This window comes from Rhodococcus (subgen. Prescottella) equi, assembly GCF_003013675.1.
GTDB classification, from domain to species: domain Bacteria; phylum Actinomycetota; class Actinomycetes; order Mycobacteriales; family Mycobacteriaceae; genus Prescottella; species Prescottella equi.
This window is the reverse complement of the sequence record NZ_CP027793.1, coordinates 1-19,960: the sequence shown is the minus strand read 5'-3', so window position 1 is coordinate 19,960 and position 19,960 is coordinate 1. Positions and strand designations below refer to the sequence as shown.

The window sequence follows — 19,960 nt, the reverse complement described above, 5'->3', positions numbered from 1 at the left end:
AGTCCTTACGCGATGGTGATGCTGTTGATCACGACGTCGTCGACCGGGCGGTCGGCGCGATCCGTCGCGGTGGTGGCGATGGCGTCGACGACCTTCTTCGACTCCTCGTCGAGCACCTCGCCGAAGATCGTGTGGCGACGGTTCAGATGCGGGGTGGGGCCGACGGTGATGAAGAACTGCGAGCCGTTGGTGCCCGGGCCGGCGTTCGCCATGGCCAGCAGGTAGCCGCGGTCGAACTGCAGCTCGGGGTGGAACTCGTCACCGAACTTGTAGCCCGGGCCGCCGCGACCGGTGCCGGTCGGGTCGCCGCCCTGGATCATGAAGCCGTCGATGACGCGGTGGAAGACCGCGCCGTCGTAGAACGGGCCGGAGGCGCCGCCCTTCGCGTTCTGGGTGGAGTACTCCTTGGAACCGTCCGCCAGGCCGACGAAGTTCTCGACGGTCTTCGGCGCATGGTTACCGAACAGGGCGATCTTGATGTCGCCGCGGTTGGTGTGCAGCGTTGCGGTAGCAGTCTGTGAAGTCACCCCCCTATCGTGCCATTGCGTTCGGGGCCACGTGTGCACGCTGTGCAAGAGTGGACCCATGACGCGTGCGACCAAGAGTGCTTCCGTCCCGACGTCCGCAGGTGGACGCCGACGTGTGCTGATCGGTGTCGGGGCGGCCGTCACCGCCGTGGGTGCCGCGGTGTTCGCGCTCACCCGCCGTCCGGAGATGCCGCCGGTGGCCCCGAAGCCGCCGTCGCTGTCGGATCCGCGCCCGTAACTCTCACAGCGTCCCGCAGGAGTTAGGCGCGGGCACCCCGGCGAACCGATCCGACACCCAGGTGAGCGATTCCCCGATGCCGAGCGGATACGGCAGCGCGTGGTTGAGTCCGGTGCCGGGACTGATGGGCGGCACGGTGTTGTCGCTCAACTGCACCATCGCGCCCTTGCCGCACCAGTCCTTCGCGAGCTGACGGACCTGGCCGTACGGAACCGTGTCGTCGTTGACGCTCGCCTGGATCAGCACGGGCGCCGTCGGGGTGCGGTTCCCGATCCGCTGCTCGGCGAACAACTCCGCCGCGATCGGGTACCGGGCGAGCACCGTCGACAACGGTTCCCCGGTTCGCGTGAAGGACTCGCTGCGTTGGAAGCCGTACTGCAGGCGGGTCTCCCCCACGCACTGGTCCTGCACGTCGGCGAGCAACTGCCGACCACGATCGTTCAGCTCCGCGTCGATCATCGGCCGCACCTCGGGATAGCTCTGCGCCATACCGTTGAGGGTGTATCCGACGGCCCCCGACAGCGAGGCTCCGTCGATCCGGTCGAGTGTCGCCGCGAGATCGGCGGGCGGGGCGCCGGCGAAGGCACCGCGCACGTCGAGCTCGGGCGCGTACTCGGGTGCGAGTTCCACCGCCGCCGCGGATGCCCCGCCACCTTGCGAGTAGCCCCAGAACGCGACCGGTCCGTCCGGGGTGATCCCGGTGCCGGGCAGGCGTTTCGCGGCGCGGGCGGCGTCGAGCACGGCGTGCGCCGACGCCGCCCGGTTGACGTACGTGTGTGTGCCCGGGGTGCCGAGGCCGTCGAGGTCGGTGAGGACCACCGCGATGCCGCGGGAGAGCAGGGCTCCGACGAACACCGCCTCGTAGGAGACGATCACGTCCGACGGCGGCGTGAACTGCAGCACCGTCCCGATCGTGCGGGAGGGTGCACACTTGTCGCCCTGCCCCTGGGTGCCCGCCGCCATACTCACCAGCGGCCGCGGTCCCGGGCCCGTCCACGGCAGGGCCGGATCGAAGAAGACGCCGGTGGCCGCGTTCGCCGAGTCGTGGGTATCGTTGCTGCGGTACATGATTCGTGTCGCCGCGGCCGGCACGTTGCCCAGCTGCCACACCAACGGCAGCGGCTCCGTCCGGATCAGTTCACCGGCCTGGCCCGGGAGGGCCGGCGGCGGTTGGTAGAACTCCGGATCGGCGGACGCGGCGGGACTCGCGGCCACCACCACACCGATCACTGCCGCCGCTGCGGCACACCACCTTCCGATCACACCGACCTCCCCAGTTCGTGACCCGATCTGCCCGTTACTTCGGCGAGGCGCCCCACAGGACGGTCTCGAGGTTGTACCGCGTCAACCGTTCGACCGACACCCGCGGCAGGGTGTGCGTCGACCACAGGATCTCCCCCAGGCACTGGAACACCAGCCGACTCGAGCCCGGCATGGTGATGCTGCCGTCGCGCACGCCGGCGGCGAACGCGCGGTCCCACACGCGCAGCACCTTCCGGCCGTCGATCTTCAGGAAGTCGTAGTTCTCCTTGCTGGTGAGCATCGCCCACGACTTGAGGATGGTGACCTCGTCGGCGAACCGCTTGCCCGCCGCGCTCCGCATCCGGATCAGCGCGTCCACGGTCTCGAGGGGTGTCCCACCCGCCTCACCGATCGCCTCGTGCGCGTCGCGCATCCGAGCCGAGAAGATCTGCAGGACGGCGACGAGGATGGCCTCGCGGGACTCGAAATGGTGGTAGAGGCTGCCCTGGGTGAGACCGACCGCGTTCGCGATGTCGCGGGTCGTCGTCGCGTCGAAACCCTTCTCCGCGAACACCACCCGCGCAGCGTCGAGGATGCGGTCCTGCCGGTCCGACAGGCTCACCTGGTCGGCGCGATCCCACGACGCGATCACCTTGCGGGCCACCTTCGCGGGTGCCGAGTCGCAGAGATCGCCGTCGGCGGGCTTGCTCGACAGCCCGGCGAACATGAGGTCGACCGTGCAGTTCACCACCTTGCGCGCCGAGAAACCCGTCGGCGCGAGGGTGGCGCTGTGCGTGGTCGCGACACGGAGTACCTCCCGAAGGATGCGCGTGTCCACCTCGGGGCGCAGGAAGCCCGCGTCCTCCGTGGACTTCACCAGTGCCTGCCACTTGCGGTCCGACCACCGTGGTTCGGCCTCCAGCAGCGCCGCCAACTCCGGATCCTGGGTCTCCGGGATACCGAGGCACACCTGCAGCGCACCGGGATGACGAGCCGACGCGTCGGCGACCGCGTTCGCGAACCGGCGGAGAGCCTCGATCGGCGTGTCCGACGGATCCGCCTCCTGCTGGGTCGCCGCCAGGATGTCGTCGCGGAGGTCGGCCACCATCGTCGCCGCGAGCGCTTCCTTCGACTCGAAGTGGTAGTAGAGGCTGCCGGCCAGCATGCCCGTGGCACTTGCGATGTCGCGCATCGAAGTGCCGGTGTACCCCTTGGCCGCGAACAGTTCCGACGCCGCCCCGAGAATCTCCGTGCGCTTACCGGACCTCTCGGCCTGCTTGGTTCTGCCGTCCGAAATTGCTTGTCTACCAGTTCGACTCACTGCCATTCCCCCTGTTCGGAAACCTGTTTCTCGCCGGAACGGCCGAAATTCCGCGCCACGCTCCCGGCTCGATCTCGACGCCCCCGAACGTCCCCGAGATCGACACCAGCGTACGGCGGTTGCAACGGCATCCCTAGCCGAACACCGGCCGCGGCTCGTAACCATCGGACGGCGGAGTTCCGCCGCGCGACCGTCGCGGTCACCGGTGCAGGCACCGCTGCCCCCGCCCGCACCCGCGGCAGCACTACGACACCGGAGGGCTTCCACAGCGCTCCGCGCATCAGATCGTCGACACCCACGAAGCTATTTCAGCGCCAAACGGACGTTCGTGTAACCGTTTTACTCGGAATGTACCTGCGTGCAATTTGACGGCCACGACCAGCGCGTTCCGGGCAGCTTTCAGAAGCCGTTGAGCATCACCGGTTTCCAACGGGGCCGCCGAATCGACACGCGGCACGTTCACCCTCGCTCTCATCCCGCCGTGAGGTTGCTCGACGCGGTGGCCGCACACGTCGTCGCTCCTCGATACGAGTGCCGGATTCCTTCCGCGCGGCGCCGTCGCTGGGATACCCTCGCGCCTGAAACAGGTTCTACTTTGGAGGAGCAGCATGGCCGCGTCACCCGAGAGCATCCGCAACACCGTCGAGAGCTACATCAAGGCCGTCGCCACCGGTACCGCCGACGACGTCCTCGCCCTGTACGCGGAGGGCGCCACCGTCGAGGATCCCGTGGGCACCCCCGTCCGGACGACGCGCGAGTCGATCCACGAGTTCTACGCGATCATCGAGCCCTTCGATCAGGAGGCCGAGCTGGTGACGCTGCGCATCGCCGCGAACACCGCCGCTTTCCACTTCCGTCTGGTCACCAAGATGGGCGACCAGACCATCGAGATCGCCCCGATCGACATCATGGAGTTCGACGACGACGGCAAGATCCTGAGCATGCGCGCCGTGTGGGGTCAGGAGGACATGATCACCGGCTGAGCCGGCCCCGGAGCGGCCCTGACCGGCCCCTGGGCGCGGCTGCGCGCAGCTTCGCGTCCCGCGGGCGATCGCTCGCGCGGGGCGTGGTTTCGCGCGCGGCGTCGTTCCTGCCCCGACACCTACCCACACAAGCAGAAAGACGCCGTCCCGACCGGGATGGCGTCTTTCGAATGTGGAGCCTAGGAGATTCGAACTCCTGACATCTGCCTTGCAAAGGCAGCGCTCTACCAACTGAGCTAAGGCCCCGTTTGCACCGCTTCCGTGACCGGAATCAGTGGTTTGTGACCTCGTGCCAGACATCCGCGCCGCGCCGCTTCTTCAGCAGCTTGGCGAGGCCGAGAGCCACCAGCAATCCGGCTCCTGCGAACAGGACGACCTTCATGTCGGTGACCCTTCGTCGGCACGTGGGAGTGGGCCTAGGAGGACTTGAACCTCCGACCTCTTCGTTATCAGCGAAGCGCTCTAACCGCCTGAGCTATAGGCCCTCGAACCAGGCAGAACAGTACCCCACCGTGGCGCCGTACACCAAAACGGGTCCGGCGGGGCACTGTTTCGCCTGGTCAGTCGGGGTCGGCGAGGGTGACCTGGACGCCGCCGACCAGGTCGGAGCACAGGTTGTAGATGAACGAACCGATCGTTGCGAGGGCTGTGAAGAGCACCACATTCATCACACCGACCAGTGCCGAGTAGCCGAAGACCTGCCCGGAGGTCACGAGGCCACCGCCGCTCGAGTCGGTGGTGAACTCGGTGAACGCGTTGTTCAACCGGTCCCACACCCCCATGCCGTCGAGCACGAGGTACAGCAGACCGACCGCCACCATCCACACGAAGAACAGCGCCACCGAGATCACCAGCGACACCTTGAGAGTCGACCACGGGTCGATCCGGCGGAGCTGGACCGTGGCCCGCAGCGGCTCGCCGTCCTCCGTCACGGCGGCAGTCAGGGCCGCCTTGCGCGCAGAACCGGACGCGGGCCGCTGCCGCGGGACCGCGGACAGGTCGGGCATGTCCTTGGCCAGATCGGTGCGCGCGATGCTGCGCGTGGGGCCGTCGATGGCCGCGGCCTTGGCCTTGGCGACGTCCCGACGGTCCGCGGCGGGCGGCTTGGGGGCCGCCGTGCCCGTGACCACAGGGCGCGCGGGTCGACCGTCACCCTGCGGCGGTTTGGGGGCCGCCGTGCCCGTGACGACGGGCCGCGCCGGTTGAGCCTTGGCCGGCGGCTTGCCGGGGGCTTCCGGCCGCGCGGATCCGTTGGGACCCTGCGCCGGCGCCTTCTGCTGCTGTCCCCGCTGCCACGGCGGCGTCTGTACCGGCTTGGGATCCGGCTTCGCCCCGTCCGCGCCCCGTTCGGGGGTGGACGCGGCAGCATCCTTCGGCTTCGCACCCGCGGCGGGTTTCGTCCCGGCACCAGGCTGCGGGGCCGGCGAACCCTTGCCGGGCTTACCGGCCGCGGGCGCCGCGGGGGCGCCCTGGCCGTTTCCCTGCGGGCCCGGAGACGACTTCTGCGCCGGTCGCTCGGGCTTCCCCGGCTTCGCGGGCGTCCCCGCCGCCCCCGGCCGCTTGTCGGCGGCCGAGGGCGGCGAAGACTGCTGCTTGCCGTCGCCGGGCTCGTGGGGAGTGCTCAACTAGGACTCCTTCGCTCCATCGGAACCCGCAGCACCTGCAGCGCCCTCCTCGGGTTCGTCCGCGTTGCGTGCGATCGCCAGCAGGGTGTCGCCCTCGCCGAGGTTCATCAACCGCACGCCCTTCGTCTGGCGGCCGGCCTTGCGAACCTGCTTGGCCGCGGTCCGAATGACACCGCCGCCCGACGTGATCGCGTACAGCTCGTCGTCGTCGTCGACGATGACCGCACCGACCAGGGTGCCACGTTTCGGGTCGTACTGGATGGTGAGAACACCCTTTCCACCGCGACCCTGTGCGACGTAGTCCTCGATGGGGGTGCGCTTGGCGTAACCGCCCGACGTCGCCACCAGCAGGTACGTGCCCTCACGAACCACATTGAGCGACAGCAGTTCGTCGTCCTGGTTGAACCGCATGCCCTGCACGCCGGACGTGGCGCGGCCCATCGGTCGCAACGCCTCGTCGGTCGCGGCGAAGCGGATCGACTGGCCCTTGGCGGAGACGAGCAGCAGGTCGTCGTCCGACGAGCACAGCACGGCACCCACCAGCTCGTCCTCGTCGCGCAGGTTGATCGCGACGATGCCGCCGCTGCGGTTGGAGTCGAAGTCGGCGAGCCGGGACTTCTTCACCAGGCCGTTGCGGGTGGCCAGCACCAGGTAGGGCGCGTCCTCGTACGACTTGATGTGGATGATGCTCTGGATCTTCTCGTCCGGCTGGAACGCCAACAGGTTCGCCACGTGCTGACCGCGCGCGGTGCGGTTGGCCTCGGGCAGCTCGTACGCCTTGGCCCGGTACACCCGGCCCTTGGTGGTGAAGAACAGCAGCCAGTCGTGGGTGGAGCAGACGAAGAAGTTCTTGACGATGTCTTCCTGCTTGAGCTCCGCGCCCTTGACGCCCTTGCCGCCGCGCTTCTGCGACCGGTACAGATCGGTCCGGGTCCGCTTGGCGTAGCCGGTCTCGGTGATCGTGACGACCACGTCCTCGCGGGCGATGAGGTCCTCGTCGGTGACGTCGCCGTCGGCGGCGATGATCCGGGTGCGGCGGTCGTCGCCGTACTTCTCGACGATCTCGGACAGCTCGTCCTTGACGATCTGACGCTGCCGCTCGGGCTTCTCGAGGATGTCCTTGAGATCGGCGATCTCGCGCTCGATCTCGGCCAACTCGTCGATGATCTTCTGGCGCTCGAGCGCGGCCAGGCGCCGCAGCTGCATCGCGAGGATCGCGTCGGCCTGGATCTCGTCGACGGTGAGCAGGTCCATCAGGCCGGTGCGTGCGACGTCGACGGTCTGCGACGAACGGATCAGCGCGATGACCTCGTCGAGGGCGTCGAGGGCCTTGACCAGGCCGCGCAGGATGTGGGCCCGCTCCTCGGCCTTGCGCAGCAGGTACCGGGTGCGCCGGATGATGACCTCGAGCTGATGCGCCACGTAGTAGCGGATCATCTGGTCCAGACGCAGGGTGCGCGGGACGCCGTCGACGATCGACAGCATGTTCGCGCCGAAGCTGGTCTGCAGCTGCGAGTGCTTGTAGAGGTTGTTGAGCACGACCTTCGCGACGGCGTCACGCTTGATGACGACGACGATGCGCATGCCCACGCGGTCGGACGACTGGTCCTCGATCTTGGAGATGCCGGCGATCTTGCCGTCGCGCACCTGCTCGGCGATCGAGGTGATCAGGTTGTCCGGGTTGACCTGGTACGGCAGCTCGGTGATGACGATCTGGGTGGAGCCGCGATCGGACTCCTCGATCTCGACGACACCGCGCATGCGGATCGACCCGCGTCCGGTGCGGTAGGCGTCCTGGATGCCCTGGCCGCCGACGATGAGGCCGGAGGTCGGGAAGTCCGGTCCCTTGACCCGTTCCATGACGGCCTCGAGGGTGGCTTCCTCGTCGGCCTCGTGGTTGTCGAGCGCCCAGTAGATGGCCTCGGCGACCTCGCGCAGGTTGTGCGGCGGGATGTTGGTGGCCATACCGACGGCGATGCCGCCGGAACCGTTGACGAGCAGGTTCGGGATCCGGCTCGGCAGGACCGTCGGCTCCTGCGTCTTGCCGTCGTAGTTCGGGACGAAATCGACTGTGTCGTGGTCGATCTCGCGGACCATCTCCATGGCCAGCGGCGTCATCCGGCACTCGGTGTAACGCATCGCGGCCGCGCCGTCGTTGCCGCGGGAACCGAAGTTGCCCTGGCCGTCGACGAGCGGGTAGCGCAGCGACCACGGCTGCGCCATGCGCACGAGGGTGTCGTAGATGGAGCTGTCGCCGTGCGGGTGGTAGTTACCCATGGTGTCGGCGACCGGGCGCGCGGACTTCACGTAGCCGCGGTCCGGACGGTAACCGTTGTCGTACATCGCGTACAGCACGCGGCGGTGCACAGGCTTGAGGCCGTCGCGCACGTCGGGCAGCGCGCGGCCCACGATCACGCTCATCGCGTAATCGATGTAGCTGGACTGCATCTCCTGCTGGATGTCGACCGGTTCGATCCGGTCGTGCGACGGTTCCTCGGGGGGCAACGTCGTGTCGGTCATGAGCTCGCTTTCTGGTGAAAAGTATTAGGCCGCTCCGCGGCCCGTGCGCCTTTTCGGTAGTCCCCACCACCGGAAAGGCGCACAGGCGCCGCAGGTGCCTACACGTCGAGGAAGCGGACGTCCTTGGCGTTGCGGGTGATGAAGCTGCGGCGCGCCTCGACGTCCTCGCCCATGAGCACGCTGAACAGCTCGTCCGCCGCGGCCGCGTCGTCGAGGGTGACCTGACGCAGGACACGCACGCTCGGATCCATGGTGGTCTCCCACAGTTCCTTGGCGTTCATCTCGCCCAGACCCTTGTAGCGCTGGATGCCGTCGTCCTTGTTGATCTTCTTGCCCGCGGCCAGACCGGCCTCGAGCAGACCGTCACGCTCACGGTCGGAGTACGCGAAGTCGGGGGCCGCGCCCTTCTGCCACTTGAGCTTGTAGAGCGGCGGCTGCGCCAGGTACACGTGACCCTGCTCGACGAGCGGACGCATGAACCGGAACAGCAGCGTGAGCAGCAGCGTCGCGATGTGCTGGCCGTCGACGTCGGCGTCGGCCATCAGCACGATCTTGTGGTAGCGCAGCTTGCTGATGTCGAACTCGTCGTGGATGCCGGTGCCGAACGCGGTGATGATCGACTGGACCTCGGCGTTCTTGAGGACGCGGTCGATGCGGGCCTTCTCGACGTTGATGATCTTGCCACGCAGCGGCAGGATCGCCTGGTACATCGAGTCGCGGCCGGACTTGGCCGAGCCACCTGCGGAGTCGCCCTCCACGATGTAGATCTCGCACTTGCTCGGGTCGTTGGAGCGGCAGTCGGCGAGCTTGCCGGGCAGGCCGCCGATGTCGGTGGCGCTCTTGCGGCGGACCAGTTCGCGGGCCTTGCGGGCCGCGGTGCGGGCCTGCGCCGACGACACTGCCTTGGTGACGATGGTCTTGGCGTCCGCGGGGTTCGCCTCGAACCAGTGCGCGATGTTCTCGTTGCAGGCCTTCTGCACGAACGACTTGACCTCGGTGTTGCCGAGCTTGGTCTTGGTCTGGCCCTCGAACTGCGGCTCGGCGACCTTCACGGAGATGATCGCGGCCAGGCCCTCGCGGATGTCGTCGCCGGTGAGCTCCGGATCCTTGTCCTTGACGAGCTTCTTGTCCTTCGCGTACTTCTTCACGACCGAGGTGAGCGCCGCGCGGAAGCCCTCCTCGTGGGTGCCGCCCTCGTGGGTGTTGATGGTGTTGGCGAAGGTGTGCACCGACTCCGAATAGCCGGAGTTCCACTGCATCGCGATCTCGAGCTCGTGGCCGGTGCCCTTGGCGGTGAAACCGACGACCGAGTTGTGGATCGCCTGCTTGGTGCGGTTGATGAACCGCACGTAGTCCTCGAGGCCGCCCGGGTAGTGGTAGACGCGGGACTTGACCTTCGGGGCCTTCGGCGCCGCGGCCTCCTCCTCGGTCTCGGTGGCCGTCTTGGGCGCCTCGGCCGTGACGGGGACGACGTCGTCGGTGACCTCGTCCTCGGCGACTCGCTCGTCCGTGAGGGTGATGGTGAGGCCCTTGTTGAGGAACGCCATCTCCTGCAGGCGGCGCGCGACCGTCTCGAAGTTGTAGGTGGTGGTCTCGAAGATCTCCGGATCCGCCCAGAACCGGACGGTGGTGCCGGTATCGGTCGTGGGCTCGCCCTGCACGAGCGGACCGGGCTTGGCGTGCTCGTAGGTCTGCGACCAGCGGTAACCGTCGACGTTGATGTCGACCTCGACCTTGGTCGACAGCGCGTTGACGACGGAGATGCCGACGCCGTGCAGACCGCCGGACACCGCGTAGGCGTCGGAGTCGAACTTGCCGCCCGCGTGCAGCTGGGTCATGACGACCTCGACGGTGGGGGCGCCCGAGGCGTGCATCGCGACCGGGATGCCACGACCGTCGTCGACGACCTGGATGCCACCGTCCTCGAGCATGGTCACCTCGACCTTGCTCGCGTAGCCGGCCATCGCCTCGTCGACCGAGTTGTCGACGACCTCCCAGATCAGGTGGTGCAGGCCGCGTTCACCGGTGGAACCGATGTACATACCGGGACGCTTGCGGACAGCTTCCAGTCCCTCGAGGACGGTGATGGAGGAAGCGCCGTATGTGTTGCTCTTGTCTGACTTCTGGGCAGCCACGGGTGGGTAGCTCTCCTTCTCCGTACTGTGCCGACACGGCTCTACACAGCGCTTCGAAAGAGGGTGGCCCTGGTTCTGGCAACCACGCACAACGAGGCACCGCGAGCGGTGTGTCGAGATTCGCCGCTAGTTACCCGACCATCTTACGTGTCCGCACCGACATACAAGGCACCTAACACAGCCCTGATTGCCTCACAGACGAATTTTCTCGGCCCCGGAAGGGTGAAACCCTACGCGGAACCGGCCGCCTCACCCTCCGGTGCAGTCCCGGCGCGGAGATCGTCCACGAACGCCGCCGTCAGCCGCGCGACGTCGCGGCCGTGGGAGATCGGTGACCAGTGCCCCGCGGGCAGCTCGCTGCGGCGCAGGTCGGAAACCCACCGTTCGGTGTCCTCGTACCCGACCGGGCGGACCGCGAGATCACGCCGGTTGAGGATCAGCTGGACGGGGACGTCGGTGCGGCGCTCGCGCGGGCTGCGCAGCCGCGGCCGGATGTTGGCCCGGTAGCGCTTGAGGCCGGTGATCATGTCCGCACGCAACGTCGGCGCGGGTTGCACGAGCGCCGGGTCCAAGCGGTCGAAGAACTTCAGGAAGGTCGGCCAGATCCGCCACAGCCCCAGACGGAACGGCAGCGTGCCGACGACGGGGATCTGGAACAGCACCGTGTAGCCCGACGCCACCGCCTGGGCGAGCGGGCCGGCGGGACGTCGCTGCGCGAGCCGGCGCCGCATCCACGCCCCGAGGTGGTCGAGGTTCGGTCCCGAGATCGACGTGTACGACGCGATCCGCTCCCCCGCGCCGGGCTCACACACCGCCTCCCACGTCTCCACCGCGCCCCAGTCGTGCGCGAGCACGTGCACCGGGACGTCGGGGCTGACCGCGTCGATCACCGCGAACAGGTCGCGCGCCAGTTCGGGCAGCGCGTAGGCCGACACCGGGGCCGGGGAGGTGCTGGCGCCCGCCCCGCGGGTGTCGTAGCTGACGATCCGGAACCGGTCCGCCAGGTGCGGGATCACGTGCCGCCACAGGTCGTGGGTGTCGGGCCAGCCGTGCACCAGCACCAGGGTCTCGCCGGCCGGGTTGCCCTGCTCGTACACCGCGAGCCGGACGTCGTCGCGCGCGACGATCCGCGGTTCTGGATGCGCACTCATGGAAGTTCCTTCCGGTCAACCGTTTTCAGAGATCGAGGATCAGTCGGCCACCGTCGGCCCGGGAGACGCAGATCAGCATGTGGTCCTCCCGTTCCTGGGGTGTGAGCCGGTTCTCGCGGTGGTCCGGTGTGCCGGACAGCACCCGCACCTTGCAGGTACCGCAGAAGCCCTGCCGGCACGAGTACCCGACGCCGGGTTGCCGCTCCCGGATCACCTCGAGCGCGGACTCGTCGGCGGGCACCGCGAGCACCTCGCCGGTGCTCACCAACTGGACCTCGAACGGTGCCCCGCCGAGCACCGGCGGCGGCCCGAACCGCTCGAAGTGCAGTGCGACGGCGTCGGTGTCGGCGAAGCCGGTACGGACGGCGTCGAGCATCGGAGTGGGACCGCAGCAGTACACCGCGCCGCCGGCCGGCGCGCGGCCGAGCAGGTCGGCGGCACCGGGCAGGCCGAACTCGTCGTCGGGCCGGACGAACACCCGTTCGGCTTCCCACGTCGCGATCTCGTCCAGGAACGGCATCGATTCCCGGGATCGTCCGGAATACACGAAATGCCAATCCATTCCGGCGGCACGGGCCGCACGCACCATCGCGACGATCGGGGTGATGCCGATGCCGCCGGCGACGAACAGCGCGCTGCCCGCGGGCACGAAGGGGAAACCGTTGCGGGGACCGCGGACGGTGACGGTGGTGCCCGGTGCCAGCCCGTGCATCTCGATCGAGCCACCGCCGCCGTCCGGTATGGAGCGCACTGCGATCCGGTAGTGGCGCCGATCGGCGGGGTCACCGCACAGCGAGTACTGGCGACGGCGCCCGGACGGCAGATGGAAGTCGAGGTGACACCCGGGCTGCCACGCGGGCAGTTCCCCGCCGTCGACCGCGGCGAACGTCAACGCCGCGACGTTCTCGTCCTCCGCGACGATCGTGCGTTCGGTGACGATCAGTGTCATCGCGGTGTCCGGGTTGTGACCGGCGACGACCGGGTCGTAGTCGTACGCCGTGAGCACCCGCAGGTACTTGTCGGCGACGGCCTCGACGATCGTCATCGCGCGATCGGGCCGGTCGCGCCCCTGCAAATCGGCCGGGGGCGCCGGCCGCGTCAGTTCCTCCCGGCGCGTGACCAGGTCGCGGACGCGGGGCAGCCTCACCGGGCCGCCGCCCGGGCCGCGGGCGACGAGGCCAGGTACGCCACCGCCTGCGCCGTCGACCCCTCCTTGCCGGGGAGGTAGTCGCGCCGGAAGTATGTCGACATGCGCTTGCCCAATTCCATTGCAGTGGGCAGGGTTCCGCGTTGGCCGGCGGCACGGAAGTCGGAGTAGTGCGGACGCCGCCGGCTGGGCGCCCAGTTCCGCAGTTCGGGATCGTTGCGCATCAGGAAGCGGGTGCCGCGCACCCACAGCCACACGATCATCGGCGTCACGATCAGCTGGGTGCGGATCCGCCGCGACTCGCGCTTGTCGAAGTACCGCATGACGTCGTACGCGACACTGCGGTGCTCCACCTCCTCGGCGCCGTGCCAGCGCAGCAGGTCCAGCATGGTCGGATGGATGCCGGCGCGGTCGAGGCCGTCGGCGTTGAGGACCCAGTCGCCGAGGAAGGCGGTGATGTGCTCGACGGCGGCGATGATCGCGAGCCGCTCGATCAGGTGATTCTGCGCGCGTCGACCGGAGAGAGGCTTGGGACCCAGCAACTTTCGGAACGCCCAGTGCATCTGGTCGGTGTACGGCGTGGGGTCGAGTCCGTTGGACTTCAAGTGCTCGAGGACGCCGGTGTGGGCGCCCGCGTGCATCGCCTCCTGGCCGATGAACCCGACGACGTCCTCGCGCAGCTTCTCGTCCTCGATCAGCGGCAGCGCCTCCTTGTAGGTGGCGACGAACCATTCCTCCCCGGCGGGCAGCAACAGGTGCAGGACGTTGAGGACGTGCGTGGTGAACGGATCGCCCGGCATCCAGTGCATCGGCAGGTCCGACCAGTCGAATTCGACGTCCCGGGCCTGCAACAGGATGTGATCCGGTTCGATCCCGGTGGGGCGCGCTGTGGAGGTGACCGACATGACTGCTCCAGCTACTCGTGTAGGCCGGACCCGCCTCGAGCCGGCGGCGTCGTGACCCAGTTCACTCGACGAAGTAGCCGTAAATGTAACACCCGGTAATAGGTAAATCCAGGGGTCAGCCGTACGTGTCCCGTGGGCCCCGGCCCGAGATGTGCCGTTCGCCCTTGCGCCAGCTCGGCGCGGTGGGGCCGGTGATGCGCAGCGACTTCACGACGCCGTGCCCCACCGCCGCCGCGATCTTCGCGAGGATCTGCGCCTGCATCATCCGCAGCTGCGTCGCCCACGCGGTGGACTCCGCCGACACGCTGAGCACACCGTCCCGCAGCCCCGTCGGCTCGGCGTGCGACGCGATGTCCGGGCCGACGACATCGGCCCAGCGGCCCAGCACCGTGCCCTCCGACACCTGCGTCGACCAGCCGCGCTGCTTCGACACCGCGCTCACCAGGGCACCGAACGGCTGCGGGTCCCGGTCGTCCGGTCCGGCACCCGACCAGGAACGCCGACGCGACCGCAGCGCGCGGACCCCGCCGCGCGGAGACTTCCTCCCCTGTCCCACCGCCTTGCCGTTCGCCTTCGCCGCCGCGCGGGCCTCCTCGAGCGCCCGCCGGGCGAGGTCGACGCCCTTGAGTTCGGGCTCCGGCTGCGACTCGGACTGTTCGCCGGTCATCGGTCTCCTCCCGTCGTGCTGATTCGGCCGAGAGCGGTGAGCTGCGAGAGCCGCCCCCGCTCGGTGTCGTGCGCCTCGACGCCGAAGCGCGTCGCCGACAGCTCGGCCGGCACGTCCTCGGCGACCGCCGCGGTGATGAGGACCTGTTCGGCCTGGGCCGCCACGCCCGCGAGAGCGGCCCGGCGCTTGCGGTCCAGTTCGGCGAACACGTCGTCGAGCATCAGGACCGGGTCGCTGCCGTCGTCCCGCAGCAGGAAGAACGCCCCCAACCGCATCGACAGCGCAAACGACCACGATTCACCGTGACTGGCAAAGCCTTTTGCGGGCTGATCGCCGAGGATCAGTTCCAGGTCGTCGCGGTGCGGGCCCACCAGGCACACTCCGCGTTCGATCTCGCGCTGCCGCATCTCCGACAGCTCGTTCAGGAAGCTCACTTCCAGCAACTCGACGTCGTCGGGATCGGGTTCCCTTGTCGGGTCGAGCAATTCGGGCGGTAGCGAGGTTCCGAGGCTGCTCTTGTAGCGCACCGAGGCCGGACGTGACTCCGGCGCCAGCGACCGGTAGGAGGCCACCAGGTGCGGCGCCAGGTCGTGCACCAACCGCAGCCGCGACGCGAGCAGTTGCGCTCCGTGTGCCGCCAGGTGACCGTCCCAGATATCCAGGGTGGCAAGAGCACTCGCGCCATCCGACGATCGGGCGCCGCGCCGGAGCGCTCCGCCTGCCGTCTTGAGCAGCGCCGAGCGCTGCCGCAGCACCTTGTCGTAGTCGGCTCGGACCCCGGCCATCCGCGGACGCCGTGCGGTGAGCAGTTCGTCGAGGAAGCGCCGCCGGTCTCCGGGGTCCCCCCGCACCAGCGACAGGTCCTCGGGTGCGAACAACACGGTCTGCAGGATCCCGACGATCTCCCGCGGCCGCCGCGCCGGGGACTGGTTGATCCTGGCGCGGTTGGCCCTTCCGTCGTTGATCTCGATGTCGATGCCCAGTTCGCGCCCGTGGTTGGCGATCAGCGCGCCCGCGTAGGCCTGCGGGGCGCCCGCCCGGATCAGCGGCGCATCGCTGGAGACCCGGTGCGACGACAACGTCGACAGATAGCCGAGGGCTTCGAGCAGATTGGTCTTGCCGTGGCCGTTGCGTCCGACGAAGACGGTGCACCCGGGCTCGAGATCGACGGTGACGGCGTCCCACGAGCGGAAGTCGCGGAGGGAGAACTTGCGGACGAACACTAGGTTCCCGACTGTCCGGACGGCGGGACGACGCCGGATTGCCCGGCCGGCCGGACGGCGTGCCCGCCGAACTGGTTGCGCAGTGCCGAAACGGCCTTCATCGCGGGTGAATCGGCCTGACGCGAGGCGAACCGCGCGAACAGGGCAGCGGAGATCACCGGGGCGGGCACCGCGTGGTCCAGTGCTTCCTGCACCGTCCACCGGCCCTCGCCGGAATCCTCGGTGTAACCGGAGATCTCGGCGAATTCCGGATCCTCGGCGAGCGCCTTCGCCAACAGCTCGAGCAGCCACGAGCGCACCACGGTGCCGTGCGTCCACGCCTGCAGGACGCCCTGCACGTCGGTGACGAGGTCCTCGGCCTCGAGCAGTTCGTAGCCCTCGGCGTACGCCTGCATCAGCCCGTATTCGACACCGTTGTGCACCATCTTGGCGTAATGTCCGGCGCCGACCGGTCCGGCGTGCACGAATCCGCCGGCACGCTCGCCCTCGGGACACAGGGCGTCGAAGATCGGCATCGCCCGCGCGACGTCGGCCTCCGCGCCGCCCACCATCAGTCCGTAACCCTCCGTGAGACCCCAGATGCCTCCGGAGACACCGCAATCGAGGTAGCCGATGCCCCGGCCGCCGAGGAGGTCGGCGTGGCCGCGGTCGTCCGTGTAGCGGGAATTGCCACCGTCGATCACCAGGTCACCGGGCTCGAGCACGGACGCCAGCTCGCTGATCGTGCTGCGGGTGATCTCACCCGCCGGCACCATGACCCACATCACCCGGGGCGCCGTGAGCGCAGTCGCCAGGTCCGCGAGGGAGGGCACGTCGGTGACCTCGGGCCGCGGATCGAAGCCCACCACCTCGTGGCCGCGTTCGCGCAGCCGGGTGCGCATGTTGAAACCCATCTTGCCGAGTCCGACCAGTCCGAGCTGCATCCTGGGATGTCCCTCCGCTAGTTGGTGATTCGAGCTGGGCTCCGTTTCCCGAAGGCGCCGGCCGCGGGCGTTGATCAGCCCGGGAGCCGCACCGGCATCAGCAGGTAGATGTAGTCGCTCTCGGGGGCCGCGAAGGTCCCGGACTCGCCGCGCTCGAGCTCTTCCTCGCCGGCCGGACGCAGCACCGCGGGACGGCTCGGGGTGGTGAAGCCGAAGGTGACGCGCTCGGAGTGCAGCGAGTTGAGACCGTCGATGAGGTAGCCGGGGTTGAACGCGATGACCAGCGGCTCGCCCTGGAAATCGGCCTCGAGCGCCTCCTCGGCCCGACCGGCGTCGTCGCCGCCCGCGGACAGGACCAGGCCCTCGCTGTTGAACTCGAGCCGCACCTGGGCACCGCGCTCGGCGACGAGAGCCACACGCTTGATCGCGTCGACCAGCGGGGCGACCGTCACCGTGGCCATCGCGGTGTGCTCGGCCGGCAGCAGCTGACGGAACTTGGGGAACTCGGCGTCGAGCAGGCGGGTGGTGGTGCGACGGCCGTCGGCGACGATGCCGAGCATGCCCTCGGTGCCGACCGACGCACCGGCGCCGAGCGCCAGCTCGACCGGGGACAGGGTGTTGCCGCCGAGGGTCTTCGCGGACTCCGACAGCGTGCGGGCCGGCACCAGCACCGCGGCCGTGACGTCGCCGGCGGTGGGCATCCATTCGAGCTTGCGGACCGCGAGGCGGAATCGGTCGGTGGCCGCGAGGACGACGTCGGTGCCCTCGATCTCGACGCGGATGCCGGTGAGCATCGGCAGGGTGTCGTCCTTGCCGGCAGCGACGGCGACCTGGCTGACGGCCTCGGAGAACAGGTCCACCGGCAGTGAACCGGTCTGCTGCGGCAGCGTCGGCAGCTGCGGGTAGTCCTCGACCGGCATCGTGGGCAGGGAGAACTTGGCGCTACCGCAGGCGATGAGCACCCGGGTGCCGTCCACGGTGACGTCGACCGGCTTGTTGGGCAGCGCGCGGGTGATGTCGGCGAGCAGCTTGCCGGACACCAGGACCTGGCCGGTGGTCGTGACCTCCGCGGAGACCCGAACCTGGGCAGAGACCTCGTAGTCGAAGCCGGAGACCGTCAGTCCCTGCTCGTCCGCACCCAGCAGCACACCGCCGAGGACGGGGACGGGCGGCCGGGACGGCAGGCTGCGCGCGACCCAGGCGACGGAGTCGGCGAAGTCCTCCCGAGCAACGCGAAACTTCATACTTCCAAGCTCCATCGCTCGGGTGTTCCTCTCGGTAGGCGCGGACGGTCGGCGGCCGCAGTGCACACGGCTGCGCTAGCAGTCTGACACAGCGGACAGGGGACACCGTAAGCGTTCGGACGCCATGTTGGAAAGCGGACGAACGCGTCTCGAGACACCTCGAGGCGGGGTGTGAACAGGAGGCCTGGGCCGAGATGTTCACAGGTCCTGTTTTAGAAGAACTTCTCTCGAGAAGACTTCAATCACAGTAATAGGCACTGTGGAATCTGTGGATGAACGCTCGAAGCCCCAGGTCCGGCTTCCTCGAGGCGTGGGGACTTCTCGAGGACGTACTCGAGGATGAATCGAGGGACGTTGTGGACACCTCGAGGATGTCCGGAACTGTCCCACGGTTCTCCACAGCGATTACACCTTATACACATACCTATCCACAGGTGTTAATCCTTTGGGTTTCGTGTCTCGAGTCACCCCTGGAAACACGACGTCCGCACGGCGTGAACCGTGCGGACGCGGGGTGTGCGGGGCGACCGGCCGTCAACTCTTGGAGCGCTGCTTGATCCGGGCGGTGAGCTCCTGGACCTGGTCGTACACCTTGCGGCGCTCGGTCATCTCCTTGCGGATCTTCTTGTCCGCGTACATGACCGTGGTGTGGTCGCGGCCGAACGTCTGCCCGATCTTGGGCAGCGACAGGTCCGTCAGCTCGCGGCACAGGTACATCGCGATCTGACGGGCCTGCGCCAGCGGCCGGGCCTTGCCGGGGCCGCACAGGTCGTCGATCGAGGTGTTGAAGTACTCCGCGGTGACGGCCATGATCGTCGCCGCGTTGATCTCGAGCGCTGCCGAATCGGGCATCAGGTCCCGCAGCACTACCTCGGCGAGCTTGAGGTCGAGCGCCTGGCGGTTCAGCGACGCGAACGCCGTCACCCGGATCAGCGCACCCTCGAGTTCGCGGATGTTGCGTTCGATGCGGCTGGCGATCAACTCGAGGACGTCGTGCGGGACGTCCAACCGATCCATCCGTGCCTTCTTCGACAGGATGGCGATCCGCGTCTCCAGTTCGGGCGGCTGGACGTCGGTGATCAGCCCCCACTCGAACCGCGTCCGCAGCCGCTCCTCGAGCGTCGCCAACTGCTTGGGTGGACGGTCCGACGACACCACGATCTGCTTGTTCGCGTTGTGCAGGGTGTTGAAGGTGTGGAAGAACTCTTCCTGGATACCTTCCTTGCCCTCGATGAACTGGATGTCGTCGACCAGCAGGATGTCGGTCTCGCGGTACCGCCGCTTGAAGGCGACCTTGCGGTCGTCACGAAGACTGTTGATGAAGTCGTTCGTGAACTCCTCGGTGGAGACGTACTTCACCCGCAGTCCCGGGAACAGGCGCTGGGCGTAGTGGCCGGCGGCGTGCAGGAGATGTGTCTTGCCGAGGCCGGAGGCACCCCAGATGAACAGCGGGTTGTAGGCGCGGGCCGGGGCCTCCGCGATCGCGACCGCGGCTGCGTGGGCGAACCGGTTGGACGCGCCGATGACGAACGTGTCGAACGTGTACTTCGCGTTCAGGCTGTTGCCGCCGGTCGCGCTCGTCGAGGGACCGGTCGGCGGCTTCGTGAAGTACGACGGCCACGACTCGTGGACGCTCGCGAGCGCCTCCCGGTCGTCGTCGACTTCCTCGTGTTCGGCCAGGTCGACGGCCACGGACTCGCTCATCGTGAGGTGCCTGCGGCGTGCGGACGCCCCGTCGGGGTAACTCGAGTCCGCGAAGTCGAGTGCGGCTCCGCGGTCGGTCTCGTCCGCAGGCGCGGCGTCGCCGGAGTCCTCGCCACGATCCTCGGACGGTGCGGCGATCCGAACCCCGAGCCCCTCGACCTTCTGGCCGAGATGACGGTTGAGGGCCCGCAGTATCGGCTCCCGCAGGTCGCGTTCGATCGCTTCCTGAGCGAGAGGCGACGGGACCGACAGCAGCGCGAAGCCCTGCGCATAGGTCAGCGGTCGAACGAGGGCGAGCCAGGCCTTCTGCGCTTTCGTCAGCTTGGGGCTGTCGGATGCGTCGGAGGTCAGTTCGGCAACGACGTCGCGCCAGACATTCGCCAAGGCGTTCGGATCGTCGTTCAC

At 68.5% G+C, this 19,960-nt stretch carries 16 protein-coding genes and 2 tRNA genes; 2 read left to right on the top strand and 16 right to left on the bottom strand.

Features of this window, described 5'->3' with window-relative positions; genetic code table 11:
- Positions 1-5: 5 nt before the first annotated feature.
- Positions 6-527: a peptidylprolyl isomerase gene (locus tag C7H75_RS00085; RefSeq protein ID WP_013414380.1), complete on the bottom strand. Its 522-nt coding sequence runs from the start codon at positions 525-527 to the stop codon at positions 6-8.
- Between the two features lie 58 nt (positions 528-585).
- On the opposite strand from C7H75_RS00085, the gene C7H75_RS25595 reads away from it, so the two are divergent.
- Complete coding sequence (locus C7H75_RS25595; protein WP_037084784.1) at positions 586-765, top strand: hypothetical protein; 180 nt, start codon at positions 586-588, stop codon at positions 763-765.
- Between the two features lie 3 nt (positions 766-768).
- Here the strand turns inward: C7H75_RS25595 and C7H75_RS00080 are convergent, their stop codons facing one another.
- Both C7H75_RS00080 and C7H75_RS00075 read right to left on the bottom strand, forming a co-directional pair.
- Positions 769-2,028, bottom strand: a complete 1,260-nt coding sequence (locus C7H75_RS00080) for a lipase family protein (RefSeq protein WP_106850776.1) — start codon at positions 2,026-2,028, stop codon at positions 769-771.
- A 34-nt stretch (positions 2,029-2,062) separates the two neighbouring features.
- Positions 2,063-3,334 carry a TetR/AcrR family transcriptional regulator gene (locus C7H75_RS00075; protein ID WP_106850775.1) on the bottom strand — a complete coding sequence of 424 codons (1,272 nt, stop codon included), beginning with the start codon at positions 3,332-3,334 and terminating at the stop codon, positions 2,063-2,065.
- Positions 3,335-3,936: 602 nt separating this feature from the next.
- Between C7H75_RS00075 and C7H75_RS00070 the strand changes: the two genes are divergently transcribed.
- The gene (locus tag C7H75_RS00070) at positions 3,937-4,311 is read left to right on the top strand and encodes a nuclear transport factor 2 family protein (RefSeq protein WP_005516589.1); all 375 of its coding nucleotides are present in this window, start codon (positions 3,937-3,939) and stop codon (positions 4,309-4,311) included.
- A gap of 173 nt (positions 4,312-4,484) precedes the next feature.
- Here C7H75_RS00070 and C7H75_RS00065 read toward each other — a convergent pair.
- The 13 genes from C7H75_RS00065 to dnaA all read right to left on the bottom strand — a co-directional run bounded on the left by C7H75_RS00065 (position 4,485) and on the right by dnaA (position 19,960).
- Positions 4,485-4,557, bottom strand: a tRNA-Ala gene (locus C7H75_RS00065).
- Positions 4,558-4,722: 165 nt separating this feature from the next.
- Positions 4,723-4,796 (bottom strand) — tRNA-Ile (locus tag C7H75_RS00060).
- Between the two features lie 75 nt (positions 4,797-4,871).
- On the bottom strand, positions 4,872-5,936 hold the full coding sequence (locus C7H75_RS00055) for a DUF3566 domain-containing protein (RefSeq protein WP_106850774.1): 1,065 nt from the start codon (positions 5,934-5,936) through the stop codon (positions 4,872-4,874).
- Complete coding sequence (gyrA, locus tag C7H75_RS00050) at positions 5,937-8,456, bottom strand: DNA gyrase subunit A (protein ID WP_005516595.1); 2,520 nt, start codon at positions 8,454-8,456, stop codon at positions 5,937-5,939.
- 98 nt (positions 8,457-8,554) lie between these two features.
- Complete coding sequence (gene gyrB, locus C7H75_RS00045) at positions 8,555-10,591, bottom strand: DNA topoisomerase (ATP-hydrolyzing) subunit B (protein ID WP_069855354.1); 2,037 nt, start codon at positions 10,589-10,591, stop codon at positions 8,555-8,557.
- 230 nt (positions 10,592-10,821) lie between these two features.
- Entirely contained in the window at positions 10,822-11,742 is a 921-nt protein-coding gene (locus C7H75_RS00040; protein WP_013414373.1) for an alpha/beta fold hydrolase, read from the bottom strand.
- A gap of 25 nt (positions 11,743-11,767) precedes the next feature.
- Positions 11,768-12,889 (bottom strand): PDR/VanB family oxidoreductase, encoded by a 1,122-nt coding sequence (locus tag C7H75_RS00035; RefSeq protein WP_064076445.1) that lies wholly within the window; start codon positions 12,887-12,889, stop codon positions 11,768-11,770.
- On the bottom strand, positions 12,886-13,794 hold the full coding sequence (locus tag C7H75_RS00030; RefSeq protein ID WP_106850773.1) for a metal-dependent hydrolase: 909 nt from the start codon (positions 13,792-13,794) through the stop codon (positions 12,886-12,888). Before C7H75_RS00030 ends, C7H75_RS00035 begins: the two co-directional genes overlap by 4 nt.
- A gap of 115 nt (positions 13,795-13,909) precedes the next feature.
- Positions 13,910-14,461: a DUF721 family protein gene (locus tag C7H75_RS00025; RefSeq protein WP_064059516.1), complete on the bottom strand. Its 552-nt coding sequence runs from the start codon at positions 14,459-14,461 to the stop codon at positions 13,910-13,912.
- Positions 14,458-15,684 carry a DNA replication/repair protein RecF gene (gene recF, locus C7H75_RS00020; RefSeq protein WP_013414369.1) on the bottom strand — a complete coding sequence of 409 codons (1,227 nt, stop codon included), beginning with the start codon at positions 15,682-15,684 and terminating at the stop codon, positions 14,458-14,460. Before recF ends, C7H75_RS00025 begins: the two co-directional genes overlap by 4 nt.
- Positions 15,684-16,607: a phosphogluconate dehydrogenase (NAD(+)-dependent, decarboxylating) gene (gene gnd / locus C7H75_RS00015; RefSeq protein WP_106850772.1), complete on the bottom strand. Its 924-nt coding sequence runs from the start codon at positions 16,605-16,607 to the stop codon at positions 15,684-15,686. Before gnd ends, recF begins: the two co-directional genes overlap by 1 nt.
- 74 nt (positions 16,608-16,681) lie before the next feature.
- On the bottom strand, positions 16,682-17,866 hold the full coding sequence (gene dnaN, locus C7H75_RS00010; protein ID WP_005516611.1) for a DNA polymerase III subunit beta: 1,185 nt from the start codon (positions 17,864-17,866) through the stop codon (positions 16,682-16,684).
- Between the two features lie 519 nt (positions 17,867-18,385).
- Positions 18,386-19,960, bottom strand: coding sequence for a chromosomal replication initiator protein DnaA (gene dnaA, locus C7H75_RS00005; protein WP_013414367.1), 1,575 nt, complete (start codon positions 19,958-19,960; stop codon positions 18,386-18,388).

Bases quoted from the DNA above. Each gene is read 5' to 3' on its own strand.
- C7H75_RS25595 (WP_037084784.1), top strand. From the start codon at position 586: ATGACGCGTGCGACCAAGAGTGCTTCCGTCCCGACGTCCGCAGGTGGA.
- C7H75_RS00075 (WP_106850775.1), bottom strand. From the start codon at position 3,334: ATGGCAGTGAGTCGAACTGGTAGACAAGCAATTTCGGACGGCAGAACC.
- C7H75_RS00070 (WP_005516589.1), top strand. From the start codon at position 3,937: ATGGCCGCGTCACCCGAGAGCATCCGCAACACCGTCGAGAGCTACATC.
- gyrA (WP_005516595.1), bottom strand. From the start codon at position 8,456: ATGACCGACACGACGTTGCCCCCCGAGGAACCGTCGCACGACCGGATC.
- C7H75_RS00040 (WP_013414373.1), bottom strand. From the start codon at position 11,742: ATGAGTGCGCATCCAGAACCGCGGATCGTCGCGCGCGACGACGTCCGG.
- C7H75_RS00030 (WP_106850773.1), bottom strand. From the start codon at position 13,794: ATGTCGGTCACCTCCACAGCGCGCCCCACCGGGATCGAACCGGATCAC.
- C7H75_RS00025 (WP_064059516.1), bottom strand. From the start codon at position 14,461: ATGACCGGCGAACAGTCCGAGTCGCAGCCGGAGCCCGAACTCAAGGGC.
- gnd (WP_106850772.1), bottom strand. From the start codon at position 16,607: ATGCAGCTCGGACTGGTCGGACTCGGCAAGATGGGTTTCAACATGCGC.
- dnaN (WP_005516611.1), bottom strand. From the start codon at position 17,866: ATGGAGCTTGGAAGTATGAAGTTTCGCGTTGCTCGGGAGGACTTCGCC.